Genomic DNA, 25079 nt, shown 5'->3' on the forward strand with positions numbered 1-25079 from the left:
CCGGTGCTCAGGCCGCGCTGACCTCCCCGGTCACCGCGACCCGCGCCAGCAGTTCCTCGTAGGTCCCCCGGTCGAACTCGCCCGCGACCGGGGCGCGCACCGTGGCCGTCGCGAGTGCGACCGCGCGGCCCAGCCGCTCCGGCCACGGCCGGTGCTCCACCAGCCCGGCCAGCAGGCCCGCCGTGACGGAGTCGCCGGCTCCGGTCGGGTTGCCGTGGACGCGGGTCGGTGGGGTGGCGCGCCAGGTGCCCTCCGGGGTGGCGGCCAGCAGGCCCTCCGGGCCCAGGGAGGCGACGACCGCGTGGGCGCCGCGCCGGCGGGCGGCCTGTGCGCCGCGCAACGGCTCGTGCGAGCCGGTGAGTTCGGCCAGTTCCTCGCTGTTGGGCTTGACCACGTCGGGCCGGGCGGCGACCCCGCGGCGCAGCGGCTCGCCGCTGGTGTCCAGCAGCACGGGCACGCCGGCCGCGCGGGCGGTGCGTATCAGGCCCGCGTACGCGCCGACCGGCACCCCCGGCGGCAGGCTGCCGCACAGGGCGACCGCCGAGGCCGGCGCGAGCAGGTCCTCGTAGGCCTCCTGGAAGGCGGACCACTCGGGCGGCGTGATGGCCGGGCCGGGTTCGTTGAGCTGGGTGGTGTCACCGGTGCGCTCGTCGACCACCGCGATCGTGCGCCGGGTCGCGCCGACGATCGGGACCAGCGCGTCGACCACGCCGGACGTGACCGCGAGCCGCTCCTGGACGATCCGGCCGGTGCCGCCCCCGGCGAACCCGGTGACCGTCACCTCGTGGCCGAGCGCGGCCAGCACCCGGGCCACGTTGAGGCCCTTGCCGCCCGGCCGTTCGGTGACCTCCGAGACGCGGTGGGTGGCGTGGGGCCGCAGGGACCGTACGCGGTAGGTGATGTCGAGAGCGGTGTTCAGCGTGACCGTGAGGATCACCCGTGCCGACCTCCCCCGAGGATGTGTCTCTCGTTTTCCGGAGGGTCGATCATGCCAAAGAGACGGCGGGCCGCCCAGTCCCCGGGTCGGCCACCGTCTCCCGGGCGGCTCTCTACTGGCGGAACATTCAGTCCAGTTGGGGACCGACCACCCATTCTCCGCGGCGCATCACGCCCTTGAGGTCGAAGTCCGCGTCCAGGATCACCAGGTCGGCGTCCTTGCCGGGCTCCAGGGAGCCGATCCGGTCGTCCATCCCGAGCAGCCGCGCCGGGTTGGCGGACAGGGCCCGTACGACGTCCTCGACCGGGATCCGGTCGATCGTCACCGCCCGCTTGAAGGCGCGGTCCAGGGTGAGCGTGGAGCCGGCGATGGAGCCGCCCTCGACCAGCCGGGCGACGCCCTCGCTGACCTCGACCTCCAGCGGACCCAGCATGTAGCGGCCGTCGCCGAAGCCGGCCGCGTCCATCGCGTCCGTGATGAACGCGACCCGCTCCGCGCCCGCGTGACGGAACGCCAGCTCCAGGGCGGCCGGGTGCAGATGCGTGCCGTCGTTGATCAGCTCGACCGTGACGCGCTCGTCCTCCAGCAGGGCGGCGATCGGGCCGGGGGAGCGGTGGCCGAGCGTGGGCATCGCGTTGAAGAGATGCGTGGCGACCGTGGCGCCCGCGTCGATCGCCTCGACCGTCTGCTCGTAGGTCGCGTCCGTGTGCCCCACCGCCGCGATCACGCCGTGCTCCACGAGCAGCCGTACGGAGTCGATGCCGCCCGGCAGTTCGGTGGCGAGGGTCAGCATCCTGGCCTGGCCGCGGGCCGCGTCGATCAGCTTGCGCACGTCCGCAGGCTGCGGGTCGCGCAGCAGCTCCTCCGAGTGGGCGCCCTTGCGGCAGGGCGAGATGAACGGGCCCTCGAAGTGGATGCCGGCGATCTCGCCCTGCTCGGCCAGCTCGGACAGCAGGCCGGCGCGGTGGGCGAGGAAGTCCATGTCGCCGGTGACGGTGGAGGCGACCAGGGTGGTCGTGCCGTGCAGGCGGTGGGTGCGGATGCCCTGGAGGACCTCGTCGACGGTGCCGGAGGTGAAGGAGGCTCCGCCGCCGCCGTGGTTGTGGAGGTCCACGAAGCCGGGGACGATCCAGTGGCCGGTGAGGTCGACCCCGTGGACGCCGGGTGCGGAGGTGGCGGCCACACGGGTGCCCTCGATGACCACCTGTCCGTTCTCGACGGTTCCGGTGGGAAGGACCACGTGGGCACCGGTCAGCACCAGGGGTGCTCCGGCCGTCCCGGGCTGCGGGGGCGTGGTGGCTGGTCGCGCAGTTCCCCGCGCCCCTGTGGGGGTTGCCATCAGGGTGTTGCCTCCTTGCGGTCGGTGAGGTCGAGGAGATCCCAGGCCAGCAGGCCGGCTCCCAGGCATCCCGCGGTGTCCCCGAGGGCCGCGGGGATGATCGTGGGCAGCTTCTGGAAGGTGACGCGCCGCTGGACCGCGTCGCGCAGTGGTGTGAACAAGGTTTCCCCCGCCTCCGCCAGCCCGCCACCGATGACGAGCGTGCGCGGGTCCAGCAGGGTGAGGGCGGTGACCAGGCCGTCGGCCAGGGCGTCGACGGCCTGCTGCCAGACGCGCGCGGCGCGGGGGTCGCCGGACTCGACGGCCTTCGCGCAGTCCGCGGCGTCCGCCTCGGGGGCGCCGGTCGCGGCGGCCCATGCCTCGCTGACCGCCGACGCCGAGGCGAACCGCTCCAGGCAGCCGTGCTGGCCGCAGGGGCAGGGGGTGCCGCCGGGGCGTACGACGACATGGCCGATCTCGCCCGCGAAGCCGTGCGCGCCCGACTCCACCCGGCCGTCGATGCCGATGGCGCCCGCTATCCCGGTGCCGAGCGCCACGAACAGGAAGCGGTCGGCGCCCTGTCCGGCGCCGATGCGGCCCTCGGCGAGGCCGCCGGTGCGCACGTCGTGGCCGAGGGCGACGGGCAGGCCTCCGAGCCGCTCGCTGACCAGCGCGCGCAGGGGCACGTCACGCCAGCCGAGGTTGGCCGCGTAGGCGGCGACGCCCCGCTGTTCGTCGACGATGCCGGGCACGGCGACCCCGGCGGCGACGGCGGGGGCGCCGAGGTGCCGGTCGCCGTGCTCGCGCAGCTCCGCGGCGAAGTCGAGGATGCCGTCGACGACGGCCTCGGGCCCGCGGGCGCGGCCGGTGGCGCGGCGTGCCTGGTGCAGGAGGGTGCCGTCCGCCCCGACCAGGGCGGCCTTCATCCCGGTGCCGCCCACATCGAGGGCGATGACGTGTCTCACGGGGGACAGTGTGGCCCGTGTACCCGGAAGAGGTCTAGTCCACTTGCGTGGTGTAGACCTTAATCCGTAATTCGGACGACGTGAACGACGTATGGACAGGGTGGGTTACAGCGTGCAGCGGCGGCGCAGAAAAGGAATGATCGCGGTGATGTCCGCACTGGGCATGACAGCGGTGCTGGGTGGCTGCGGCCTCACCGGAGGTTCCGACGACGTCACGCTGAGACTCGTGGCCGCGGACTACGGCGACAACGCGGCGAACAGCTCGAAGAAGTACTGGGCGCAGCTGGTCGACGCCTACGAGGCCGACCATCCCGGCGTCCGGGTCGAGGTCAGCGTCTACTCCTGGAGCGACGTCGACCGCGAGGTCAAGGAGATGGTCGACGCCGGCAAGGCGCCCGACATGGCGCAGATCGGGGCGTACGCCGACTACGCGGCCGACGATCTGCTCTACACCGCGGACGACCTGCTCTCCATACCCGTCCAGGCCGGCTTCTCCTCCGCCTTCGCGGGGGCCGGGCAGGTCAACGGGGTGCAGTACGGCATGCCGTTCGCCGCCTCCACCCGGCTGCTCTTCTACAACAAGGAGCTCTTCGAGGAGGCCGGCGTCACGCCGCCGACCACCTGGCAGGAGCTGGCCGACGCCGCCGAGGCGCTGAAGGCGGACGGTGTGAAGTACCCGTACGCGCTGCCCCTCGGCTCGGAGGAGGCGCAGGCCGAGACCATGCTGTGGCTCCTCAGCGGGGGCGGCGGCTACACCGACCCGGTCGGCCGGTACACCATCGACTCCGCGGAGAACGTCGCGACCTTCACCTGGCTGCGCGACGAACTGGTCGGCGAGCAGCTCACCGGCCCGGTCGCCCCGGACGAGCTCGACCGCGCCGACGCCTTCGCCGCCTTCGCCAAGGGCGAGGTCGGCATGCTGAACGGCCATCCGTCGCTGATGAAGATGGCCGAGAAGCGGGGCGTGCGGTACGGCATGGTGCCGTTGCCCGGCGTGGAGGGCGAGTCCAAGGCCACCATGGGCGTCGCCGACTGGATGCTCGCCTTCAATCAGAACGGCCACAAGGAACAGGTCGGCGACTTCCTCGACTTCGTCTACAGCGAGCGGAACGTCCTCGACTTCTCCCGCCGGTACGACCTGCTGCCGGTCACCAACCCCGCCTCCGAGGCGATGAGCGGGGCGGCCCAGGACCGGGACCTGAAGCCCTTCCTGGACGAGCTCGACCTCGCCGAGATCTACCCCGTGGGCAAGACGTCCTGGGCGTCGATCAGCGCGGAGGTCAAGAACCGGATCGGCACCGCCGTGGCGCCGGGCGGCAGCCCGGCGGCGATCCTCGGCCAGTTGCAGTCGACGGCCACGACGGCGGAGAGCTCGGCGACGGGGTGACGCCGCTGTCGGTGGGGGCGGCTACCGTGCGGGGCATGGACCAGGAGCAGCTCGCGCGACGGGAACAGGACATCCTCGCCCTGGAGCGCCGGGGCTTCACGGGCCCCGGCGCCAAGGAGCGCGCGATACGCGAGGAGCTCGGCCTGGCCCCGGTCCGCTACTACCAGCTGCTCAACGCCCTGCTCGACGACCCGCGCGCGCTGGCCCACGACCCGGTGACGGTCAACCGGCTGCGGCGGATACGGGAGCGGCGCCGGGCGGAGCGCTAGGGTCCGCCCGGCCGGTCGATAGGGTCGCCCCATGGGCAGCCACGAGACCGAGACCGGCAAGACTCTTCCGACGCCCGCCACCTCCGCCGGGCGGGCCGGGCTCGACGCGATCCTCGCGCGGCCCGGCAAGGCGGTGATCGCGCTCGACTTCGACGGGACCCTCGCCCCGATCGTGCCCGACCCCGAGCAGGCCCGCGCCCACCCGGACGCCGTACCGGCGCTCGCCGCCCTGGCGCCCCGGGTCGCCGCCGTCGCGGTGGTCACCGGCCGCCCGGCCGCCGTCGCCGTGCGCCACGGCGGCTTCGCGGGCGTCGCCGGTCTGGAGCACCTCGTCGTCCTCGGTCACTACGGCGCCGAGCGCTGGGACGCGGTCAGCGGCGAGGTCAGCGCCCCCGCCCCGCACCCCGGCGTCGCCGCCGTCCGTGCCGAACTGCCCGGACTGCTCGACGGGTCCGGCGTCGGACCGGGCACGTGGACCGAGGACAAGGGCCACGCGATCGCCGTCCACACCCGCCGCGCCGACGACCCGCAGGCCGCCTTCGAGGTCCTGCGCCCCGCCCTGACGGACCTCGCCACCCGGCACGGCCTGATCGTCGAGCCCGGCCGCATGGTCCTGGAACTGCGCCCGCCGGGCATGGACAAGGGCATGGCCCTGCTCGACCACGTGCGCGGACTCGGCGCCGAGTCCGTCCTCTACGCCGGAGACGACCTCGGCGACCTCCCGGCCTACGCGGCGGTCGACACCCTCCGCGCCGAGGGCACCCCGGGCCTGCTGGTCTGCAGCGGCAGCGACGAGGTGACCGAGCTGCGCGAGCGCGCGGACCTGGTGGTCGCGGGTCCGCAGGGCGTCGTGGAACTCCTCGCGGGACTCGCGACCCACCTCAAGGCGTGAGCACACCGGGCGGCAGGACCGGCGCGGTCCACGGGCCGACCGGAGCTCAGTGCCCCGACTGGTCCCGCAGGGCGTGGAGTTGGTCGAGGAACCACTGGGACGGAGGCAGCGCGGTGGCGGTCGCCGCGAGCCGCTTGGCCCGCTCGGTGCGTTCGGCAGGGCGCATCGTCAAGGCCTCGTGGAGCGCGGCGGCCGTGCCGGTGACGTCGTACGGGTTCACCTCGATCGCGTCCTCGCCCAGCTCCTCGAAGGCACCCGCCTCCCGGGACAGCACCAGCGCGCACCCCTCGTCGGAGACGACGGGCACCTCCTTGGCGACCAGGTTCATGCCGTCACGGATCGGGTTCACCAGCGCCACGTCCGCGAGCCGGTAGGCGGCCAGGGAGCGGGCGAAGTCGTCCTTCACGTGCAGCACGACCGGCGTCCAGCCCGGGGTCCCGTACCGCTCGTTGATCTCGTCGGCCACCCGCCGCACCTCGGCCGTGTAGTCGCGGTAGACGGCGAGGTCCTGCCGCGAGGGGTAGGCGAAGGCGACGTGGACCACCCGTTCACGCCATTCGGGGTGGTCGTCGAGGAGCTGCCGGTAGGCGAGCAGCCCCCGCGCGATGTTCTTGGACAGCTCCGTCCGGTCGACGCGGACGATCGTCCTGCGGCCCTCGCCGATCTCCGTGCGCAGCGCGGTCATCCGCTCCTCCACGTCGGCCTCGTGGGCGCGCTCGCGCAGGAAGTCGGCGTCGGCCCCGAGGCCGTGCACACCGATCCGGGTGTCGCCGAGCCCGCCGGCGAACGCCTCGCAGCACGCCGTGAAGGCGTCCGCCCACCGCCGGGTGAGGAAGCCGAGCCGGTCCGCGCCGAGCATGCCCCGCAGCACCTGCCCGGCGATGTCGTCCGGCAGCATCCGGAAGTACTCCGGCGGCGCCCACGGGGTGTGCGAGAAGTGGCTGATCCGCACGTCCGGCCGCAGTTCGCGCAGCATCCCCGGCACCAGCGTCAGGTGGTAGTCCTGCACCAGCACGGCCGCCCCCTCGGCGGCCTCCTCGGCCAGCGCCTTCGCGAACGACCGGTTGTACGCCTCGTACGACGCCCACTGCCGCCGGAACTCCGCGTCGAAGACCGGCTCCAGCGGCGTCTGGTACAGCATGTGGTGGACGAACCACAGCACGGAGTTGGCGATGCCGTTGTACGCGTCGGCGTGCACGTCGGCCGCGATGTCCAGCATCCGCACGCCGGACTCCCCGACACCGCGCCGCACCGCCTCGCGGTCGCCGTCGCCGAGGGCGGAGCACACCCACAGCGCCCCCGCGTCGGGACCGATCGCGGAGAGGCCGGAGACGAGCCCGCCGCCACCGCGTCTGGCGTGCAGCGAGCCGTCGTCGCGTACCTCGTACGAGACCGGGCCCCGGTTGGAGGCGACCAGTACCTGCGCGGGACCGAACGTCGAAGCCATACGCCTCAACCTAGCCCTCTCCTGATCCGCTCAAACGTACGGTTCGAGCCCGAAACGGGACCGTATACAGCCGTATCCCACGGTCAGGCCACTTTCCGGGCCGCGTACTCCGCGATCTCCACCATCGGCGGCCGCTCCTCCGTGTCCACGGAGTAGGTGCGCGGCTCGAAGCCGTCCTCCACCCGTTCGAACTGGGTGAGGCTCGGGCGGACGAGGTGGCCGCGGGCCAGCCGCAGCTGGGCCGTGCGGTAGATCGCCGCCGCCATCCGGCCCAGCGCCTGACCGTCCTGGTGCCGGTGCTTGCGCACCCCGACGTCCACCTGGGCGAGGGCGTCGAGCCCGACCAGATGCAGGGAGTCGACCAGCATGCCGAGCTCCACGCCGTACCCGACCGGGAACGGCAGCTGCTCCAGCAGCGAGCGCCGGGCCGCGTACTCGCCGCCGAGCGGCTGCACGAAGCCGGCCAGCTGCGGCCAGTGCAGGTTCAGCAGCGGACGGGCCACCAGCTCGGTCACCCGGCCGCCCTGCCCGGCCGCGCCGCCCAGGGGGCGGTCGTACATGCCCTTCACGAGGGCGATGTCCGGGTCGGTGAGCAGCGGGCCGACGATGCCCGTGACGAAGTCCGAGGTGAACTCCCTCAGGTCCGCGTCGATGAAGCAGACGATGTCGCCCCGGGTGACGAGCAGGGAGCGCCACAGCACCTCGCCCTTGCCGGGAACGGCCGGGAGGCGGGTGAGTATCGCGTCGCGATGGGCCACCCGGGCGCCCGCCGCCGCGGCCACCTCGGAGGTGCGGTCGGTCGAGCCGGAGTCGACCACGACGATCTCGTCGACCAGCGGGACCCGCTCCACGAGGTCGCGACGGATCGCGGCGACGATGTCACCGACGGTCTCCTCCTCGTCCAGCGCGGGCAGCACGACACTGATCGACTGGCCCGTGCCGCGCTTCGCGGCCAGGATCGTCTGGAGCGGGCGGTCGGCCAGCGACCAGGAGCGGGTGCTCAGCCAGCGCTCGACTTCCTCCAGCACAGTCCGGTGCTCCTCTGCGTTCTCTCGTGGGCGGACGCGTTCTCTGTGATCCATCTCGCGGTTCGGACGACTATCTCAACTGTCCTGGCCTTCGGTTACAGTCTTGAACAACGCTGGTGTCCGCCGCATGTCGGGGGTCGTCGGCGCGCACCACGGCACAACAACCACATACAGCTCATCCAGAGGGGCAGAGGGAAACGGCCCGTTGAAGCCCCGGCAACCCTCCAGTCGGTTCTCGTAGATCGTTCTCGATCGTTCCGCGAGGCTCCCGGCTAGGGAAGGTGCCAATTCCGTCTCACGGCGAGATGCGTCGTGAGGAAGATGAGGAGAAAGGGCCTCGCCTCACATGGCTGTGCAGACTGTCGAAAGCAGCACCGGCAATCCCACCGTCGATCTCGGTCCCGCCGCGGCGCTGTCCTGCCGCGAATGCGGCCACCGCGTTCCGCTCGGCCCGGTCTTCGCGTGCGAGGAGTGTTTCGGCCCGCTGGAGATCGCCTACGACTTCTCCGCGTACGACGCCGAGGAGCTCCGCAAGCGCATCGAGGCGGGTCCGTCGAACATCTGGCGTTACGCGCCGCTGCTGCCCGTCCCCGCCGACGTGGCCGGCAAGCCGAATCTGAACCCCGGCTGGACCCCGCTGGTCCAGGCCGACCGCCTCGCCGGCGAACTCGGCGTCGAGCCCGGCAAGCTGTTCGTCAAGGACGACTCCGGCAACCCGACCCACTCCTTCAAGGACCGGGTGGTCGCCCAGGCGCTGGAGGCCGCGCGTGCCTTCGGCTTCACGACCCTCTCCTGCTCCTCCACCGGCAACCTCGCCGGCGCCGTCGGTGCCGCCGCCGCCCGGGCCGGCTTCCGCTCCTGCGTGTTCATCCCGCACGACCTGGAGCAGGGCAAGGTCGTCATGGCCGCGGTCTACGGTGGCGAACTCGTCGGCATCGAGGGCAACTACGACGACGTGAACCGCTTCTGCTCCGAGCTGATCGGCGACCCGGCCGGCGAGGGCTGGGGCTTCGTCAACGTCAACCTGCGCCCGTACTACGCGGAGGGGTCCAAGACCCTGGCGTACGAGATCTGCGAGCAGCTCGGCTGGCGGCTCCCCGACCAGATCGTGGTGCCGATCGCCTCCGGCTCCCAGCTCACGAAGATCGACAAGGGGCTGCAGGAGCTGATCAGGCTCGGGCTGGTCGAGGACCGGCCCTACCGGATCTTCGGGGCGCAGGCGGAGGGCTGCTCGCCGGTGTCGACCGCCTTCAAGTCCGGGCACGACGTCGTCCGGCCGCAGAAGCCGCACACCATCGCCAAGTCGCTGGCCATCGGCAACCCGGCCGACGGGCCGTACGTGCTGGACATCGCGCGGCGCACCGGCGGCGCGGTCGAGGACGTGACGGACGAGCAGGTCGTGGACGCGATCAAGCTGCTCGCGCGGACCGAGGGGATCTTCGCGGAGACCGCGGGCGGGGTGACCGTCGGGGTGACGCGCAAGCTGGTCGAACTCGGCGTGCTGGACCCGTCGCTGACGACCGTCGTGCTGAACACCGGGGACGGCCTGAAGACGTTGGACGCGGTGGCGGGCACGGGCCTGACGGCCACCATCCGGCCCAGCCTGGAGTCGTTCCGCGAAGCCGGCCTCGTCTGACCCCCGCCCCGCCCCCTTAGGTCCGCCATCCCACCGGAGGTTTCCCCCGTGAGCGTCAGCGTCCGCATCCCCACCATCCTGCGCACCTACACCGGTGGCCAGGCCGAGGTCCCCGCCGAGGGGGCGAACCTCGGCGAGGTGATCGCCGATCTGGAGAAGAACCACACCGGCATCGCCGCCCGGGTCCTGGACGACCAGGGCAAGCTGCGGCGGTTCGTCAACGTGTACGTCAACGACGACGACGTCCGCTTCGAGCAGGGTCTGGAGACGGCCACTCCGGACGGTGCCGGCGTGTCCATCATTCCGGCGGTCGCCGGCGGCTGACCGTCCGCTGGACAGGCCCCTGCGTTACCGTGAGTAACCTCGGTTACGCGATGTTCATCGAATTGCCCCCTCCGTGAGAGAAGCGGAGGGGGCAATTCAGTGTGGTTGAGCGCGGTAGAGTTGGGGAACGCGTCGCGGCTCCACATGCCGAACGCATATGAGTTCCGGCTCCGATGCGATGAGAAGTAGCCAAAGTGTGTGGCTCTTTTGCGTCTTTCACTCCTTTTGTGGAGCCCGACTTGCCCTGAATTCGGGTGAATTCTCCCTAAATTACCGACCGTTGGCGCCCAGATTTCTCGTCCGATTGACCTGTTGCAGACGGCAGTTGGACAGATACATTCAGCCGCGGTCGACGCGTTCCGGCGCACGCCCCTCACAGCAAATGGCGGGCGAGGTCTGACCCGGATCCGCGAAGTGTGGATCTGTGCAAGGGCCAGTAATAGGGGAGTTAGGCATGGCTCAGGGCACCGTCAAATGGTTCAACGCGGAGAAGGGGTACGGCTTCATCGCGGTCGACGGTGGTGCGGACGTCTTCGTCCACTACAGCGCGATCCAGATGGACGGCTACCGGACCCTCGAAGAGGGCCAGCGGGTCGAGTTCGAGATCTCGCAGGGCCAGAAGGGCCCGCAGGCCGACATGGTTCGTCTCACCGCTTAAGCGCGCGACCACCGTATGTGACGTTTCTGTTCGAAGGGCCCGTGCCTCCCCGGGGGCGCGGGCCCTTCGGCGTGCGCGGCCGGGGGCGTGTTCGCGGGCGGCGCAGACCTCGCCCGGATCCCGGGAGGCGCTTGCACTCGGCAGGGGCGAGTGCTAATCATTGGCGTTAGCACTCTGAAGGTGAGAGTGACAAAAGAAGGACCGGGTCGGTGAGGCCGCAAGCCGGGTGGGGCAAGGAACCACAAGGCAGGCGAGCCGTCCGTCGCGGGCGCGGGCGCGGTCCGAAGGAATCACCCCCAGTCCTGGAGGGACCACTTCACATGGCCAAGATCATCGCGTTCGACGAGGAGGCGCGGCGCGGCCTCGAGCGCGGCATGAACCAGCTCGCGGACGCCGTGAAGGTGACGCTCGGCCCCAAGGGCCGCAACGTCGTCCTCGAGAAGAAGTGGGGCGCCCCCACGATCACCAACGATGGTGTCTCCATCGCCAAGGAGATCGAGCTCGAGGACCCGTACGAGAAGATCGGCGCCGAGCTGGTCAAGGAAGTCGCCAAGAAGACGGACGACGTCGCCGGCGACGGTACGACCACCGCCACCGTTCTCGCCCAGGCGCTGGTCCGTGAGGGCCTGCGCAACGTGGCCGCCGGTGCCAACCCGATGGCCCTCAAGCGCGGTATCGAGAAGGCCGTCGAGGCCGTCTCCGGCGCGCTGCTCGACCAGGCCAAGGAGGTCGAGACCAAGGAGCAGATCGCCTCCACGGCCTCCATCTCCGCCGCCGACACCCAGATCGGCGAGCTCATCGCCGAGGCGATGGACAAGGTCGGCAAGGAAGGCGTCATCACCGTCGAGGAGTCCCAGACCTTCGGTCTGGAGCTGGAGCTCACCGAGGGTATGCGCTTCGACAAGGGCTACATCTCGGCGTACTTCGCCACCGACATGGAGCGCATGGAGGCGTCGCTCGAGGACCCCTACATCCTCATCGCCAACTCCAAGGTCTCCAACGTCAAGGACCTGCTCCCGCTCCTGGAGAAGGTCATGCAGTCGGGCAAGCCGCTGCTGATCATCGCCGAGGACGTCGAGGGCGAGGCCCTGTCGACCCTGGTCGTCAACAAGATCCGTGGCACCTTCAAGTCCGTCGCCGTCAAGGCCCCGGGCTTCGGTGACCGCCGCAAGGCCATGCTCGGCGACATCGCCATCCTCACGGGCGGCGAGGTCATCTCCGAGGAGGTCGGCCTCAAGCTGGAGAACGCGTCCCTGGACCTCCTGGGCCGCGCCCGCAAGGTCGTCATCACCAAGGACGAGACCACCATCGTCGACGGTGCCGGCTCCGCCGACCAGGTCGCGGGTCGCGTCAACCAGATCCGCGCCGAGATCGAGAACAGCGACTCGGACTACGACCGCGAGAAGCTCCAGGAGCGTCTGGCGAAGCTGGCCGGCGGCGTGGCCGTCATCAAGGCCGGTGCCGCCACCGAGGTCGAGCTCAAGGAGCGCAAGCACCGCATCGAGGACGCCGTTCGCAACGCGAAGGCGGCCGTCGAGGAGGGCATCGTCGCCGGTGGTGGCGTGGCCCTGCTCCAGGCCTCCCAGGTGTTCGAGAAGCTGGAGCTCGAAGGTGACGAGGCGACCGGCGCCAACGCCGTGAAGCTCGCGCTGGAGGCCCCGCTCAAGCAGATCGCCGTCAACGGTGGTCTCGAGGGTGGCGTCGTCGTCGAGAAGGTGCGCAACCTGACGGTCGGCCACGGCCTGAACGCCGCGACCGGCGAGTACGTCGACATGATCGCCGAGGGCATCATCGACCCGGCGAAGGTGACCCGCTCTGCCCTGCAGAACGCCGCCTCCATCGCCGCGCTCTTCCTCACCACCGAGGCCGTCATCGCCGACAAGCCGGAGAAGGCCGCGGCCCCGGCCGGCGGCGGCATGCCGGGCGGTGACATGGACTTCTGATCCCTTCGAGGATCGGATCCGTCCGTCAGTACCGAGGGCGGCACCCCCTGGAAACAGGGGGTGCCGCCCTCGGGCGTTCTCAGGGCGTGGGGGCGTAGTACGAGGCGACGGCGGGCCGGCCGGTCCAGTTCGGCCCCGCCGCCGGGTCGGCACCCAGGTAGTGGAACGGCAGTCGCGTCGCCCGCCCACCGCAGTGCAGGGCCCCGCCCAGTGCGGTGAGGTCGTCGCCTCGGTCGCGACCTGGACGCCGGAACGGCCGTACGGCCTGATCACCTACGTCCACGGGCTGCACCATCGGCGACCAGCTCGGACTGCCCGCCCGCCCGGACTCCGCCCCGACGGGGGCCGGTGGGTGTCCCGGGTCACACGGGGACGCGCGGGGTGGGGCGGAATGGCAAGCGGTGGTGTGCCGTTGTCGCGGGAGTGTGCTTCTATGCATACGCATTATTCGCACGCGCATGGATCTGCTGTGCAGCACCCACGTGTGCCCGACCGCCGACCGGCAATCCCGAGGAGCCCCCACGTGACCGTCACCGCCTCCCCCCACACCTCCCGAGCGGCCCAGGTCCTCGCCCGTCCCTTCACCGTGGGCGGCCTGACCGTCCCCAACCGGATCGTGATGGCGCCGATGACCCGCAAGTTCTCACCGGGCGGCGTCCCCGGTGCGGACGTGGTGTCGTACTACGCACGGCGTGCCGGTGCGGGCGTGGGCCTGATCGTCACCGAGGGCACCTACGTAGGGCACGAGTCGGCCGGGGAGAGCGACGACGTGCCGCGCTTCCACGGCGAGGAGCAGCTCGCGGGGTGGGCGAAGGTCGCCGACGAGGTGCACGCGGCCGGCGGGAAGATCGTGCCGCAGCTGTGGCACATCGGCATGGTGCGCCGTCAGGGTCAGCCGCCGTACCCCGACGCTCCGGCCGTCGGCCCCTCGGGGGTGCGCACGGACGGCACCGAGGGCACCGGCCGGGTCATGACCCAGCGGGACCTGGACGACGTCGCCGGGGCCTTCGCCGAGGCGGCCGCCGCGGCCGAGCGGATCGGCTTCGACGGCGTCGAGCTGCACGGGGCGCACGGCTACCTCCTCGACCAGTTCCTGTGGGCCGGCACCAACCGGCGCACGGACGCCTACGGGGGCGACCCGGTGGCCCGCGTGAAGTTCGCGGCGGAGGTGGTGGCCGCCGTACGCGAGTCGGTCTCGGCGGACTTCCCGATCCTCTTCCGCTACTCGCAGTGGAAGCAGGACGCCTACGACGCGCGGCTCGCCGAGACCCCGCAGGAACTGGAGGCCCTCCTCGCCCCGCTGGTGGCGGCCGGCGTCGACGGCTTCCACGCCTCGACGCGCCGCTACTGGCTGCCGGAGTTCGAGGGCTCGGACCTCAATCTCGCCGGCTGGACCAAGAAGCTCACCGGCAAGGCCACCGTCACGGTCGGGTCGGTCGGCCTGGACGGGGAGTTCCTGAGGGCGTTCGCCGGTGAGGGGGCCGGAGTGGGCAGCATCGACAACCTGCTGGACCGGTTGGAGCGGGACGAGTTCGACCTGGTGGCCGTGGGGCGGGCGCTGCTCCAGGATCCGCTGTGGGCCCGGAAGGTGCTGGCGGGGCGGTTCGACGAGCTGACGGCGTGGGACGCGGGGGCGCTCGGCTCGCTGAGCTGAGCGGGCGCCTGCCGCGCGGCGCGCACGCGTGCGGCGACGCCTGCGTGTGCGGCGACGCCTGCGTGTGCGGCGGCGGATCAGGGGCGGTACCTGGGGTGATCCGGGTACCGCCCCTCTTTGCGTGACCTTGACCTGGTTTTCTTGAGTAAGTCAATCAACTGACTTAAGGTTGCCTAAGTCAAGTACTTCGCATGCCGTCACGGAGGCCAGCCATGCCCGACACCCCTGCCCACCCCGTCCCGACCGGGGGATCCGCCCCGCCGAGGTCGAACGCCGTGGTGGCGGTGCTGGCCTTCGCGGGAATCGTCGTGTCCCTGATGCAGACGCTGGTCATCCCGATCGTGCCGGAGCTGCCGCGGCTGCTGAACGCGTCCTCGTCGAACACCGCCTGGGCCGTCACGGCCACACTGCTCGCCGCCGCCGTGGCCACCCCCGTGATGGGCCGGCTCGGCGACATGTACGGCAAGCGGCGGTTGCTGCTGGTCAGCGTGGTGATGCTGGTGGCCGGCTCGGTGACCGCCGCCATCAGCGACACCCTCGGCCCGATGATCGTCGGCCGGGTCCTCCAGGGCCTGGCCTCGGGTGTGATCCCGCTCGGCATCAGCATCATGCGCGACGAACTCCCCGCCGAACGCCTCGGCTCCGCCACCGCTCTGATGAGCGCCTCCCTGGGCGTCGGTGGCGCCCTCGGTCTGCCCGCGGCCGCGCTGATCGCCGACAACTTCGACTGGCACACCCTGTTCTGGACCTCGGCCGTGCTGGGCGTCGTGGCCGGCGGTCTGGTGCTCGCCCTCGTCCCCGAGTCCCAGGTCCGCACCGGTGGCCGCTTCGACCTGGTCGGCGCCCTCGGCATGGCGACCGGCCTGGTCTGCCTGCTGCTCGGCATCTCCAAGGGCGCCGACTGGGGCTGGACCAGCGCCACCACCCTCGGCCTGCTCGGGGTGGCCGTCGTGGTCCTTCTCGTCTGGGGCCGGTGGGAACTGCGCGTCGGACAGCCGCTGGTCGACCTGCGCGCCACGGTCCGTCGTCAGGTCCTGGTCACGAACCTGGCCTCGGTGGCCGTCGGTTTCGCGATGTTCGCCATGTCGCTGGTCATCCCGCAGATGCTGCAACTGCCGTCGGCGACGGGCTACGGGCTCGGCCAGTCGATGCTCGCGGCGGGCCTGGTCATGGCCCCGTCCGGCCTGGTCATGATGGCCACGGCGCCGGTGTCGGCGGCCGTCTCCAAGGCGAAGGGCCCCAAGGTCACCCTGATGATCGGCGCCCTGATCGTCGCGGCGGGCTACGTCCTCAACATCGCCCTCATGGACCAGGTGTGGCACTTCGTCCTGGTCTCCTGCGTCATCGGCGCCGGCATCGGGTTCACCTACGGCTCGATGCCCGCGCTCATCATGAGCGCCGTACCGGCGTCGGAGACGGCCGCGGCGAACAGCCTCAACACGCTGATGCGGTCCATCGGTACGTCGGTGGCGAGTGCCGTCGCGGGCGTGATCCTGGCCCAGATGACGACGACGTTCGGCTCGTTCGCGCTGCCTTCGCGGGACGGATTCCGCACGGTGCTGGCGATCGGTGCCGGGGCCGCGCTCCTCGCGTTCGTGGTCGCGACCTTCCTGCCGCGTCAGATCCCCGGCGGACGCGCGTCCCTGGGAACACCCCCGGCGGCGCCGAAGCCGCTGACGGAGTCCGCCAAGGCGTGAGCGCCCTCGCTCACAGATTCCCCATCGGCTCGATGTCGACCCGTACCGGGGTGCCCCAGACCCGGAGCACCTCGTAGTCGGTGAACTCGTGCACGAGCCGGTACGCCGTCGCGGGCCGCGAACCCCGCCGCTGGGCCGCCAGATACAGCTCGGCCTCGCGGCGGTCCCGGCGCGGGGTCCCGCACAACTGCCACTCCTGCCCGTTCCACAGCTCCGGCAGCCACCGCTGCTGGGGCTGTGGCCGGTCCTCGCGCACGCCGTACCGGGACGGCGTGGACCCGGTGGCCGGGGCGGGGGCGGCGGGCCCGTTGAACTCGGCCCTGCGGGCGGTCCGGCGCCGGGTCTCGCACAGCAGGCACCGGTCGGGCGCGCTCTCGTCGACGGGCCCCGTCGGATGCTCCGCGCAGCGCGTGCTGGGAGCGGCGCCGGTGACGCTCTCCTCCAGCAGCTCCAGAGCCCGCCGCAGATCGGCCCTGACCTCGTGCAACCGCGTATCCGGGGTGTCCCCGCCGAGAGCCTCGCCGTGCTCGCCGAGCAACCGAAGAGCGCGCCCCAGGGCGGTGAGCTGAGCGTGATTCATGGGCGGTCGCCTGTGATCCTTCCCGGTGGTCCGTCCCGCATGACGCGGACCTGCGATGGTACGAGGCAAGGGTGACCGGACACGAGCCCGTGGCGTCCGCCGGGCGATCGGGCGAGGAGACCCGGACCGGGGGTCAGCGCGCCGCAGCCGTGAGCGCCGCGCGCAGGTGGCCGCCGGACTCCTCCAGAAGACGGGCCGCCGTGCCGCCGTCCACCCCGCCGGCGATCGCCAGGATGGCCGCCTTGACCTCGCCGTCGGTGGCGGCGAGGGCCTGCTCGATCTCCTCGTCCGACGCCCCCGTGGCCAGGGCGACGATACGGCGGGAGCGGGCGCGCAGCTTCTCGTTGGAGGCGCGCACGTCGACCATGAGGTTCCCGTACGTCTTGCCCAGGCGGATCATCGTGATCGTCGAGAGCATGTTCAGGACCAACTTCTGCGCCGTGCCGGCCTTCAGCCGGGTGGAGCCGGTGAGCAGTTCGGGGCCGACGACGATCTCGATGCCGTGGTCGGCGGCGGCGGCCAGGGCGCTGTGCGCGTTGCAGGAGAGGCCGACGGTCAGGGCGCCGTGCGCCCGGGCGTGCTCGACGGCGGCCACGGCGTACGGGGTGCGGCCGGAGGCGGAGATCCCGACCACGGTGTCGTCGGGGGTCAGCCGCAGCGCGTCCAGGTCCTGCCGTGCCAGCTCCCCCGAGTCCTCGGCGCCCTCGACGGAGGTGACCATGGCCTCGGGGCCGCCCGCGATCAGGCCCACGACCCTGGTGGGGTCGGTGTTGAAGGTGGGCGGGCACTCGGAGGCGTCCAGCACGCCGAGGCGGCCGGCGGTGCCGGCGCCGGCGTAGACGAGCCGGCCGCCGCGGGCCATCCGGGCGGCGATGTCGTCGATCGCCGCCGCGATCCGGGGCAGCCGCTCGGCGACGGCGGCGGGCACCAGGGTGTCCTCGCCGTTCATCAGCCGCGCGATCTCCAGGGTGGGCAGCCGGTCGATCTCGGCCAGCTCGGGCCGGAACGCCTCGGTGGTCAGGGTCTCCAACTGCGCTTGCACATCACGGGGGCCGGAGGTGGAGGTCATGGGGAAGCGGCTCTTTTCGATGTCTGGTCGGCGACTTCTCGGTAAGGGCCGGACGGGCCGGCGGAGCGCGGGCCCGGCGGGGTCGGCGTCACGCCTGCCGGGGCCCGCTGCGGTGCCGGTGGGCCAGCGCCTCGTACGACGCCGACAGCGCCGGTGCCGCCCGCTCGTACGTGCGCTGCGCCACCCCCACGAACAGGCAGTCCACGACCAGCAGCTGACTGGTCCGGGACGACATCGCCGCCGGCCGCAGCTCGCTCTCGCGGGCGGTGGAGGTCGTCAGGACGTGGTCGGCGTACTGCGTCACGGCCCCGTCCGGACGGCCGGTGATCGCCACGGTCGTGGCCCCGCCCTCGAAGGCCACCCGCAGCGGCTCGATGACGTCCGTCGTCGAGCCCGAGTGGGTGATGGCGATGGCGACGTCCCCGGCGCGCAGTTGCACGGCGTTGGTCACGGCGAGGTGCGGATCGCTGTGGGCGTGGGCTATGAGCCCTATGCGCAGCAGCTTCTGGGTGAGGTCCTGGGCGACCAGTCCGGAGGCGCCGATGCCGTACACGTCGGTGCGCCGGGCGGCGGCGAGCGCGGTGACCGCCGCGCCGAGCTGCGCGGTGTCGAGCCCGGCCGCCGTGTCGGCCAGGGTCTGCTGTTCGTCGTAGGCGAGCTTGGCGACGACGTCGGCGATAGGGTCGTCCACGGCGATGTCGGTCGTGATGGCGGGCGCGCGCCCGGACTGCTGCTGGGCGGCCAGGCCGGCGAGGGCGAGGCGCAGATCCCGGTAGCCGGGGTAGCCGAGGAGGCGGGCGGTGCGTACGACGGTCGCCTCGCTGGTGCCGGTGAGCTCGGCGAGGCCGGTGACCGTGAGGGCCGCGCAGCCGGCCGGGTCGCTCGCCACGGCCTCGGCGACGCGCTGCATGGAGCGGGTCATGGAGGGGGCCAGGGTGCGCACCTTCGCGGCGAGGGCGGCGGGCGCGGGCGGACTCGTGCGGGAAGCCGCGCCGGGCCCGGAGGCAGCGCCGGGCCGGGCCCGGCCGCCGCTGCCGAAAGTTTCCTTCACTTCACGGGTCACAGGTGAAAGATATTTTCGGCTCGGCGTTGTGGTCAAGAGTGCGCACAATGGGGGCATGGATCCCATCAGCCCCCTGGAGCAGGCGCTGCACGCCGCCCGCGCCCTCGTGCTGGCCGACCTCGTCGCGGGCCAGGTCGCCGAGGCGGACGTCGTCTCGCTGGTCGAGGAGTCCGTCGTACAGCGGCGCTGGTGGGTGGAACAGTGGCCGGACGGCGCGGAGTACGTCGCCGGGCTGATCGCCCAGGACGTGCAGGACGCCCTGCTCGACCGCTACGGGCGCTGGCCCCTGTGCCCGGTCTGCGGCTCCGGCGACCCGCACGCCCTGGACGTGGAACCCGAGCTCGGACCCGACCCGCACTGGGTGTGCCACAAGGCCGGGGTCAAGGTCGCGGCGGTCGGCTCCCTGGGGACGGGTCCGGGCGGGGCCGCCGCCTCGTGACGATCTACATCGACCCGCCGACCTGGCCCGGCCACGGACGCATGTGGTCCCACCTCGTCAGCGACCTGTCCTACGACGAGCTGCACGCGTTCGCCGAGACGCTGGGCGTCCCCCGCCGCGCCTTCGAGCGGGACCACTACGACATCCCGTCGCACCGTTACGCCGACGCGGTCACCGCCGGCGCGGTGGAGGTCAGCAGCCGGGAAGTGGTACGCCTGCTGCACGGGTCCGGACTGCGCAGGCCGAAGGGCCGGTAGAGCGTACGGGGGGGACCGTACGGCCGGCGGACCGTACGGCCGTGCTCAGTTCCGCCGCAGCTCGTAGGCGAACAGCTCGTCCTCGCCCTCGCTCACCCGGACGAACCCGGCCCGCTCCAGTACCCGTTGCGACGGCACGTTGTCCAACTCCACCAAGGCGAACAGGGACCGTACGTCCTCCCGGGCCAGGGCCCCATCCGCCAGGGCGCGCAGGGCCTCCGTGGCGTAGCCGTGGCCGCGGGCCCCCTCGGCGAGGTCGTAGCCGATCTCGGCGCGGGCGTCCTCGTCCGGAGCGCCGTGGAAGCCCATGCCGCCGATCGCGCGGCCGTCCTCGTGGCGCACCAGGACGAACAGCCCGAACTCGGGGCGGTGCACGCCCGCCTCGTACGCCTTCGCCGTCATCACCGCCGCCTCGCGGGTGCCCTCGAAGGGGCCGCCCTCGACCCACACGAACCCGCCGTCACCGCCCGCGGCGAGGTCCGCGGCGGCGAGCGGGGTGACGCCCTCCAGGGTGAGCCGGTCGGCGGGGACGACGAGGTTGTTGCTCCAGCGCCAGTCGGTGACCGGGGCGCGGCCCGGCAGGTCGCCGCGGCCGGTGGCCCACAGGAGGGTGCGCCAGGGGTCGGCGGCGGGCTGGACGTGCGGGAAGATCGTGCCGAGGACGTACGTGCACAGTCCGGCCGGCGGTTCGTGCGCGAGGCCGAGTCCCTGGGCGATGTCGTGGGTGTGGAGCAGGACCTCCGCGACGCCCATCGCGGCGAAGCCCTCGCGGTTCGCGCTGCGGAAGGGGTACGGGTGGAAGGCGCGCACCTCGCGGGGCGTGGTGCGGATCGCGGCCGTGAGCAACGCGCCCGTCGTCTCGATGACGTGCAGGACGCCCTCGTTGTCGGCGGGGTCGAGGCCGTCCTCGTCGCCGTCGAGCGTGATCTCGAACGGCACGTAGGCGTCCCGGGCGCGTCCGGCCAGTTGCCCCGCGTACGCCAGCAGACAGCTCGCCACGTGCTCGGCCGTCCTGCGGCAACTCCACGTCGTACGGCCCGCGTCGACCGCGCGCCAGTCGCGGTCCGTCGCCGTCCGCAGCACCGCGACGGCGTCCGCGACGGCCCGCTGCACCATGTCCCCACCCGTGTCTGCCATGCGGCGCAGAGTAGGCGAGGACACACCCTCAGGACGACAGGATTTCCAGCTCGGAGCCGACGTTGTAACGGGCCGTCGCCTCCCAGTGCTCCGCGCCGTGCGGGGTGCGGTACAGCCGGGGCAGGGCGAGCAGGTCGCGCAGGACGGCGGAGCGGCCCGCGCGGAAGGCGTCCGACGGGACGAAGCCGTACTCCTCGCGGACGGCGGCCGTGTAGGCGGCGTACACCGACGGGGGCGAGCCGAGGATCGCGAGATCGGCGTCGCACAGGACCTGGCCGTTGGGGTCGTCGTCGGCCGCCGCGTGCCCCGCGGTGAGGCGGACCAGGCGGGCGACCTCGGCGGTGGCCGCCTCGGCCAGGCCGGCCTCGGAAAGGGCGCGTTCGGCGAGCCGGGCCGAGCGCTCCTCGTTCTCGGAGCGGTCCGGGAGGTAGACCGCGTCGTGGAACCAGGCGGCGAGTCGGACGAGGTCGGGATCGTCGGCGTACTCCTCCAGCGCGTCGACGTGGTCGAGGACCGCGGTGAGGTGGGTCAGCGTGTGGTAGTGCCGCTGCGGTTCCTGCCAGCGGGCGATCAGGTTGTCGGCGTACGGAACCGGGTCGGGACCGCCCTCGGGGCCCCGGACGGCCTCCAGCGCTCGACGGAAGCGGACGCGAAGCGTGCTGGGTTCGGGCATACCGTCAATTGTGGCCCCAGGCCCTAGCTTGGGGGCATGACTTCAGCTGACATGCACGGCGCGGTACGGGACCCGGAGCTGCCGGGGAGGCTGTTGGTGGTGGAGCGGGATCAGCTGATCCCGTGGCTGCGAGGGCGGACGGAGGGGGACTTCGCGCGGCCCGTGGAGGCGTGTCCGGGGTGGACGGTGCGGGATGTGCTGGCGCACAGCTCGTCGGTGCTCGTGCGCGCGGTCGAGGGGCGGTTCGAGGAGGGGGTGTTCTCGCCCGAGTCGAACGACCGGGACATCGCCGAGCGCGCCGGCTGGACCGACGCGCAGGTCGTCGACGAGCTGGAGCGCGGGATGACCGAGGCGGGGCCGGTGGTCGCGCAGGCGGGCGGCGCGCTGGACGGGCTCGCACTCGGGGAGTGGGTGCACGCGGGAGACGTGCGCGCGGCGCTCGGGGAGCCGGAGGCGTACGCCGGGAAGGGGCTGCCGTACGCGCTCGAACTGCTGGCGCGCATCACGCGGGAGCGCGGGCACGTGGCGCTGCACGCCGACCTCGACGACCTGGACGAGCCGCTGCGGCTCGGCGAGGTGAGCGGGGACCGGCCGCCGGGGCGCTTCATCGGTGACGCGTCGACGCTGGTGCGGCTGTACTCGGGGCGGTCGGTGGACGCGGCCGGGTTCGAGCTGGCCGGGGTGCAGGTGGGTGAGCTGAACCTGTTCGGCTGAGCGGTGCGGCGGCGCGCCGGCTTCCGGCCGTTGTCGGCGCGACGCCGTCTCGCGGGCGCGATCCCCGCGGGCGTACCCTGATATTGGACTAGACCTGTAGCCGCTTCGGGGAATGCCCAAGAAAGGGGTGCCATGAGCACGCGTGCAGTCCTGGAGGTGATCGCCCTCGACGCCGAGGACGCGATCGCCGCCCAGGCCGGAGGCGCGGATCGCCTCGAACTGGTCACCGACATGGCGGCGGACGGACTCACGCCGTCCGTCGAGACCTTCGTCGCGATCCGGGCCGCCGTCGACATTCCGCTGCGCGTGATGCTGCGACTGGCGGACGGGTTCGCGGCCGGTGAGGTGCCGCGGCTCGTCGAGGTGGCCGGACGGATGCGGGAGGCCGGGGCCGAGGAGTTCGTGCTCGGGTTCCTCGACGCCCACGGCGGGGTGGACCTGGACGCCGTGGAGGGGGTGGTCGGCGTGCTGGAGGGATGCCGGTGGACGTTCCACCGCGCCATCGACCGGGCGGCGGACCGGGACGCGCTGCGCAAGACGCTGGACGGCCTGCCCGGCCTGGACACCTACCTGACGGCGGGGGCGGCCGCCGGCGTGGACGAGGGGCTGCCCGTGCTGCTCGCCGAGGCGGGGCGGCGCGGCGAGCCCGGGTACGAGCAGCAGATCCTGGTCGGCGGCGGCCTGCGGCTGGAGCACGTGCCGCGACTGGTGGCCGCCGGGGCCGACGCCTTCCACATCGGCGGCGCGGCCCGGCCGCACGGCTGGGAGAGCCCGGTCTCGACGGCGGCGGTCGCCGAGTGGCGGGGAGTCCTCGACGCCGGGTGACCCGTGCCGTGCCTCAGGTGAGCTGCGGTGGCAGAGGTGCCGTGTGTGTCACCGTCAGTCCCGACACGGCTCGTGTCAGGGCCACGTACAGGCGGCGCAGGCCGGTGCGTTCGTCCGGCTCGCCGTCGACCACGGCCCGGGGTTCGTCGAGGACGACGTAGTCGTACTCCAGGCCCTTGGCCAGGGAGGCGGGGACCAGGGTCAGCCGGGTCTCGTACGACGTCTCCTGGCCGGGGGCGAGGTGGTCGATCCCCGCCGCGGCGAGCGCCTGCGCGAGCGCCGGGATCCGCGCGTCCGCGGCGATCAGGCCGATGGACCCCTCGTGCCGGAGCGCCTCCGCGCAGGCCGCCACCACGTCCGCGTCGCCCCCGACCGGCCGCACCTCGAACGTCCCGGGGTTCTCCCGCACCGACGCCACCGGCGTCAGGCCGGGCGCGATGTGCGGCAGCAGCCGGGACGCGTACGCGATGACGTCCGTCGGGACCCGGAAACCGGCCGTCAGCTCCTCCACCACCGCGTCGTCCTTGCCCAGGTGCGCCAGCGCCTCCTGCCAGTTGCGCGTCGCCCACGGCGTGGTGCCCTGCGCCAGGTCGCCGAGCACGGTCGCGGAGCCGGTGGTGCAGCGGCGGCCGACCGCCCGGTACTGCATGGGGGAGAGGTCCTGCGCCTCGTCGAGGACGACATGGCCGAGGGACGGGGTCCGGTCGATGAGGTCCTTCGCCTCGTCGATCAGCACCGCGTCCGCCGCCGACCACTTCGCCGCCTTCACCGACCGCACCGCCCGCGCCCACAGGACCGTCTTGCGCTCGCCCTCGTCGAGCACCCCCCGCGCGTGCTCGGCCAGGAAGTCCGCGTCGGTCAGCAGCCGCAGCACCAGCTTCGCCGGATCCACCGCCGGCCAGATCTCCTTGACGGCCGCCTTCACCGCGCTGTTGCGGGCCACCGCGTCCTGCACCCGGTCGTCCGGCGCCTCACCCGACCGTTCCATCTGCACCAGCACGGCGTGCGCGATCCGCTGCGGCAGCGCCTCGCGTGCGGCGCCGTACCGGATGCCCCGGTCCAGCAACTCCCGCACCATCTCCTCGACCTCGTACGCCGGCACCCGCCACCGACGGGACCCGCGCACCACGACGACCGGCTCCGTGGGCATCGTCACGTGCGCGTACAGCGCCCGGCGGACGACCTCCGCCATCCGCGCGTCCCCCTTGACCAGCGCCGCCGCCGCGTCGTCCGTGCCGCGCACCTCCACGTGCGCCACCAGGTCGTCGACCGTCGCCTGCCGGGCCGACAACTCGCCCAGCGCGGGGAGTACTTGCTCGATGTAGTGGAGGAAGGAGCGGTTCGGGCCGATCACCAGGGTGCCGGTGCGGGCCAGCCGGTCGCGGTGCGCGTAGAGCAGGTAGGCCACGCGGTGCAGGCCGACCGCGGTCTTCCCGGTGCCGGGCCCGCCCTGCACGCAGACCGTGCCGCCGAGCCCGCTGCGCACGATCTCGTCCTGCTCCGGCTGGATGGTGGCGACGATGTCGCGCATCGGCCCGACACGCGGGCGCTCGATCTCCTGCTGGAGCAGCCTGCTGGCCCGCGCCGCCTCGGCCGGGTCGGACAGGTGCTCGTCCTCGTAGGCCGTCAACTCCCCGCCGGTGTAACCGAACCGGCGGCGCAGTCCGATGTCCATCGGGTCCTTCTTGGACGCCCGGTAGAACGGTTGCGAGACCGGCGCGCGCCAGTCGATCACCATCGGGTCGCCGTCCGCGTCGTGCACGTGCCGGCGGCCGACGTAGAAGCGTTCCCCACCCGCGCCCTCGGCCCGCTCCGCGCCCGGAGCGTGCAGATAGTCCAGTCGGCCGAAGAACAGCGGGGTGTGGCTGAGGTCGGCGAGGGCCTTGATGCGCTCGCCGATCTGGCGTTCCAGGATCTGGGCGTTGACCCAGTTCGCGGTGACGTCGCCGATGTCGAGCGACTCGACGTCCTCCCGCATGGCCCGCAGCGCGGCACGGGACGCGGACAGATGGGAGCGCTCACGGGCGAGCGGATCGGCGGCGGGCGTGGACACGGCGGTGCCTCCGGAGAGCTAGGGATGCGATGCGGGGTGCCCCCGGTTTCCGTCCGGGTGGCGGCGCTCCCCGAGGGAGGCGGGCAAGAGCGGAGATTCTAGGTGAGCGGCGGA

The 25079-nt window shown here is 72.5% G+C and carries 25 protein-coding genes and 1 riboswitch; of the genes, 13 read left to right on the forward strand and 12 right to left on the reverse strand.

Annotated features, from left to right (window positions below):
* Positions 1-7 precede the first annotated feature (7 nt).
* From ACZ7LV_RS20805 to ACZ7LV_RS20815, 3 genes are all read right to left on the reverse strand, one after another.
* Positions 8-937 carry a 1-phosphofructokinase family hexose kinase gene (locus ACZ7LV_RS20805; protein ID WP_471941150.1) on the reverse strand — a complete coding sequence of 310 codons (930 nt, stop codon included), beginning with the start codon at positions 935-937 and terminating at the stop codon, positions 8-10.
* Positions 938-1064: 127 nt separating this feature from the next.
* Positions 1065-2276, reverse strand: a complete 1212-nt coding sequence (gene nagA / locus ACZ7LV_RS20810; protein WP_471941152.1) for an N-acetylglucosamine-6-phosphate deacetylase — start codon at positions 2274-2276, stop codon at positions 1065-1067.
* Positions 2276-3220 (reverse strand): ROK family protein, encoded by a 945-nt coding sequence (locus ACZ7LV_RS20815; RefSeq protein ID WP_471941154.1) that lies wholly within the window; start codon positions 3218-3220, stop codon positions 2276-2278. Before ACZ7LV_RS20815 ends, nagA begins: the two co-directional genes overlap by 1 nt.
* 148 nt (positions 3221-3368) lie before the next feature.
* On the opposite strand from ACZ7LV_RS20815, the gene ACZ7LV_RS20820 reads away from it, so the two are divergent.
* From ACZ7LV_RS20820 to otsB, 3 genes are read left to right on the forward strand one after another with little or no spacing between them, the layout of a single operon-like run.
* Positions 3369-4607, forward strand: a complete 1239-nt coding sequence (locus ACZ7LV_RS20820) for an ABC transporter substrate-binding protein (protein WP_471941156.1) — start codon at positions 3369-3371, stop codon at positions 4605-4607.
* Between the two features lie 35 nt (positions 4608-4642).
* Entirely contained in the window at positions 4643-4876 is a 234-nt protein-coding gene (locus ACZ7LV_RS20825) for a DUF3263 domain-containing protein (protein WP_471941158.1), read from the forward strand.
* 31 nt (positions 4877-4907) lie between these two features.
* Complete coding sequence (gene otsB, locus ACZ7LV_RS20830; protein WP_471941159.1) at positions 4908-5768, forward strand: trehalose-phosphatase; 861 nt, start codon at positions 4908-4910, stop codon at positions 5766-5768.
* 46 nt (positions 5769-5814) lie between these two features.
* Here otsB and ACZ7LV_RS20835 read toward each other — a convergent pair whose 3' ends face one another.
* Together ACZ7LV_RS20835 and ACZ7LV_RS20840 are read right to left on the reverse strand one after the other, a co-directional pair.
* On the reverse strand, positions 5815-7215 hold the full coding sequence (locus ACZ7LV_RS20835) for an alpha,alpha-trehalose-phosphate synthase (UDP-forming) (RefSeq protein WP_471941161.1): 1401 nt from the start codon (positions 7213-7215) through the stop codon (positions 5815-5817).
* A gap of 83 nt (positions 7216-7298) precedes the next feature.
* On the reverse strand, positions 7299-8243 hold the full coding sequence (locus tag ACZ7LV_RS20840) for a glucosyl-3-phosphoglycerate synthase (protein ID WP_471941163.1): 945 nt from the start codon (positions 8241-8243) through the stop codon (positions 7299-7301).
* 172 nt (positions 8244-8415) lie between these two features.
* A riboswitch (SAM riboswitch) is annotated at positions 8416-8571 on the forward strand.
* Positions 8572-8589: 18 nt separating this feature from the next.
* On the opposite strand from ACZ7LV_RS20840, the gene thrC reads away from it, so the two are divergent.
* The 4 genes from thrC to groL all read left to right on the forward strand — a co-directional run bounded on the left by thrC (position 8590) and on the right by groL (position 12804).
* Positions 8590-9879, forward strand: a complete 1290-nt coding sequence (gene thrC, locus ACZ7LV_RS20845) for a threonine synthase (protein ID WP_471941165.1) — start codon at positions 8590-8592, stop codon at positions 9877-9879.
* Between the two features lie 48 nt (positions 9880-9927).
* Positions 9928-10203: a MoaD/ThiS family protein gene (locus ACZ7LV_RS20850; protein ID WP_471941167.1), complete on the forward strand. Its 276-nt coding sequence runs from the start codon at positions 9928-9930 to the stop codon at positions 10201-10203.
* A gap of 454 nt (positions 10204-10657) precedes the next feature.
* Complete coding sequence (locus tag ACZ7LV_RS20855) at positions 10658-10861, forward strand: cold-shock protein (RefSeq protein WP_219092312.1); 204 nt, start codon at positions 10658-10660, stop codon at positions 10859-10861.
* 320 nt (positions 10862-11181) lie between these two features.
* Positions 11182-12804 carry a chaperonin GroEL gene (gene groL, locus ACZ7LV_RS20860; protein ID WP_471941168.1) on the forward strand — a complete coding sequence of 541 codons (1623 nt, stop codon included), beginning with the start codon at positions 11182-11184 and terminating at the stop codon, positions 12802-12804.
* Between the two features lie 79 nt (positions 12805-12883).
* Here the strand turns inward: groL and ACZ7LV_RS20865 are convergent, their stop codons facing one another.
* Positions 12884-13087, reverse strand: coding sequence for a hypothetical protein (locus ACZ7LV_RS20865; RefSeq protein ID WP_471941170.1), 204 nt, complete (start codon positions 13085-13087; stop codon positions 12884-12886).
* 240 nt (positions 13088-13327) lie between these two features.
* Here ACZ7LV_RS20865 and ACZ7LV_RS20870 point away from each other — a divergent pair, with 240 nt between their 5' ends.
* Together ACZ7LV_RS20870 and ACZ7LV_RS20875 are read left to right on the forward strand one after the other, a co-directional pair.
* Positions 13328-14458, forward strand: a complete 1131-nt coding sequence (locus tag ACZ7LV_RS20870) for an NADH:flavin oxidoreductase (RefSeq protein ID WP_471941171.1) — start codon at positions 13328-13330, stop codon at positions 14456-14458.
* A gap of 212 nt (positions 14459-14670) precedes the next feature.
* On the forward strand, positions 14671-16155 hold the full coding sequence (locus ACZ7LV_RS20875) for an MFS transporter (RefSeq protein WP_471941172.1): 1485 nt from the start codon (positions 14671-14673) through the stop codon (positions 16153-16155).
* A 10-nt stretch (positions 16156-16165) separates the two neighbouring features.
* Here the strand turns inward: ACZ7LV_RS20875 and ACZ7LV_RS20880 are convergent, their stop codons facing one another.
* The 3 genes from ACZ7LV_RS20880 to ACZ7LV_RS20890 all read right to left on the reverse strand — a co-directional run bounded on the left by ACZ7LV_RS20880 (position 16166) and on the right by ACZ7LV_RS20890 (position 18867).
* A complete protein-coding gene (locus tag ACZ7LV_RS20880) occupies positions 16166-16735 on the reverse strand; it encodes a hypothetical protein (protein WP_471941174.1) in 570 nt (189 codons plus the stop codon).
* A 133-nt stretch (positions 16736-16868) separates the two neighbouring features.
* Positions 16869-17804: an N-acetylmuramic acid 6-phosphate etherase gene (gene murQ / locus ACZ7LV_RS20885; RefSeq protein ID WP_471941175.1), complete on the reverse strand. Its 936-nt coding sequence runs from the start codon at positions 17802-17804 to the stop codon at positions 16869-16871.
* 88 nt (positions 17805-17892) lie between these two features.
* A complete protein-coding gene (locus tag ACZ7LV_RS20890) occupies positions 17893-18867 on the reverse strand; it encodes a MurR/RpiR family transcriptional regulator (RefSeq protein WP_471941177.1) in 975 nt (324 codons plus the stop codon).
* 55 nt (positions 18868-18922) lie between these two features.
* On the opposite strand from ACZ7LV_RS20890, the gene ACZ7LV_RS20895 reads away from it, so the two are divergent.
* Positions 18923-19306, forward strand: coding sequence for a hypothetical protein (locus tag ACZ7LV_RS20895; RefSeq protein WP_401682320.1), 384 nt, complete (start codon positions 18923-18925; stop codon positions 19304-19306).
* Positions 19303-19563 carry a DUF4031 domain-containing protein gene (locus ACZ7LV_RS20900; RefSeq protein WP_471941178.1) on the forward strand — a complete coding sequence of 87 codons (261 nt, stop codon included), beginning with the start codon at positions 19303-19305 and terminating at the stop codon, positions 19561-19563. The genes ACZ7LV_RS20895 and ACZ7LV_RS20900 overlap by 4 nt, the downstream gene beginning before the upstream one ends.
* Before the next feature lie 45 nt (positions 19564-19608).
* Here the strand turns inward: ACZ7LV_RS20900 and ACZ7LV_RS20905 are convergent, their stop codons facing one another.
* On the reverse strand, positions 19609-20700 hold the full coding sequence (locus ACZ7LV_RS20905) for a GNAT family N-acetyltransferase (protein ID WP_471941179.1): 1092 nt from the start codon (positions 20698-20700) through the stop codon (positions 19609-19611).
* A 28-nt stretch (positions 20701-20728) separates the two neighbouring features.
* A complete protein-coding gene (locus ACZ7LV_RS20910; RefSeq protein WP_471941181.1) occupies positions 20729-21373 on the reverse strand; it encodes an HD domain-containing protein in 645 nt (214 codons plus the stop codon).
* Between the two features lie 36 nt (positions 21374-21409).
* Between ACZ7LV_RS20910 and ACZ7LV_RS20915 the strand changes: the two genes are divergently transcribed.
* Both ACZ7LV_RS20915 and ACZ7LV_RS20920 read left to right on the forward strand, forming a co-directional pair.
* Complete coding sequence (locus ACZ7LV_RS20915) at positions 21410-22087, forward strand: maleylpyruvate isomerase family mycothiol-dependent enzyme (protein ID WP_471941183.1); 678 nt, start codon at positions 21410-21412, stop codon at positions 22085-22087.
* Positions 22088-22219: 132 nt separating this feature from the next.
* Positions 22220-22912, forward strand: coding sequence for a copper homeostasis protein CutC (locus ACZ7LV_RS20920; protein ID WP_471941184.1), 693 nt, complete (start codon positions 22220-22222; stop codon positions 22910-22912).
* A gap of 13 nt (positions 22913-22925) precedes the next feature.
* Here ACZ7LV_RS20920 and ACZ7LV_RS20925 read toward each other — a convergent pair whose 3' ends face one another.
* Positions 22926-24965: a HelD family protein gene (locus ACZ7LV_RS20925; RefSeq protein WP_471941186.1), complete on the reverse strand. Its 2040-nt coding sequence runs from the start codon at positions 24963-24965 to the stop codon at positions 22926-22928.
* Positions 24966-25079 lie beyond the last annotated feature (114 nt).

Source organism: Streptomyces sp. NPDC107562 (genome assembly GCF_055657325.1).

Bases quoted from the DNA above. Each gene is read 5' to 3' on its own strand.
- ACZ7LV_RS20825 (WP_471941158.1), top strand. From the start codon at position 4,643: ATGGACCAGGAGCAGCTCGCGCGACGGGAACAGGACATCCTCGCCCTG.
- groL (WP_471941168.1), top strand. From the start codon at position 11,182: ATGGCCAAGATCATCGCGTTCGACGAGGAGGCGCGGCGCGGCCTCGAG.
- ACZ7LV_RS20855 (WP_219092312.1), top strand. From the start codon at position 10,658: ATGGCTCAGGGCACCGTCAAATGGTTCAACGCGGAGAAGGGGTACGGC.
- ACZ7LV_RS20820 (WP_471941156.1), top strand. From the start codon at position 3,369: ATGTCCGCACTGGGCATGACAGCGGTGCTGGGTGGCTGCGGCCTCACC.
- otsB (WP_471941159.1), top strand. From the start codon at position 4,908: ATGGGCAGCCACGAGACCGAGACCGGCAAGACTCTTCCGACGCCCGCC.
- nagA (WP_471941152.1), bottom strand. From the start codon at position 2,276: ATGGCAACCCCCACAGGGGCGCGGGGAACTGCGCGACCAGCCACCACG.
- ACZ7LV_RS20905 (WP_471941179.1), bottom strand. From the start codon at position 20,700: ATGGCAGACACGGGTGGGGACATGGTGCAGCGGGCCGTCGCGGACGCC.
- ACZ7LV_RS20920 (WP_471941184.1), top strand. From the start codon at position 22,220: ATGAGCACGCGTGCAGTCCTGGAGGTGATCGCCCTCGACGCCGAGGAC.
- ACZ7LV_RS20875 (WP_471941172.1), top strand. From the start codon at position 14,671: ATGCCCGACACCCCTGCCCACCCCGTCCCGACCGGGGGATCCGCCCCG.
- ACZ7LV_RS20910 (WP_471941181.1), bottom strand. From the start codon at position 21,373: ATGCCCGAACCCAGCACGCTTCGCGTCCGCTTCCGTCGAGCGCTGGAG.
- ACZ7LV_RS20915 (WP_471941183.1), top strand. From the start codon at position 21,410: ATGACTTCAGCTGACATGCACGGCGCGGTACGGGACCCGGAGCTGCCG.
- thrC (WP_471941165.1), top strand. From the start codon at position 8,590: ATGGCTGTGCAGACTGTCGAAAGCAGCACCGGCAATCCCACCGTCGAT.
- ACZ7LV_RS20880 (WP_471941174.1), bottom strand. From the start codon at position 16,735: ATGAATCACGCTCAGCTCACCGCCCTGGGGCGCGCTCTTCGGTTGCTC.
- ACZ7LV_RS20835 (WP_471941161.1), bottom strand. From the start codon at position 7,215: ATGGCTTCGACGTTCGGTCCCGCGCAGGTACTGGTCGCCTCCAACCGG.
- murQ (WP_471941175.1), bottom strand. From the start codon at position 17,804: ATGACCTCCACCTCCGGCCCCCGTGATGTGCAAGCGCAGTTGGAGACC.
- ACZ7LV_RS20895 (WP_401682320.1), top strand. From the start codon at position 18,923: ATGGATCCCATCAGCCCCCTGGAGCAGGCGCTGCACGCCGCCCGCGCC.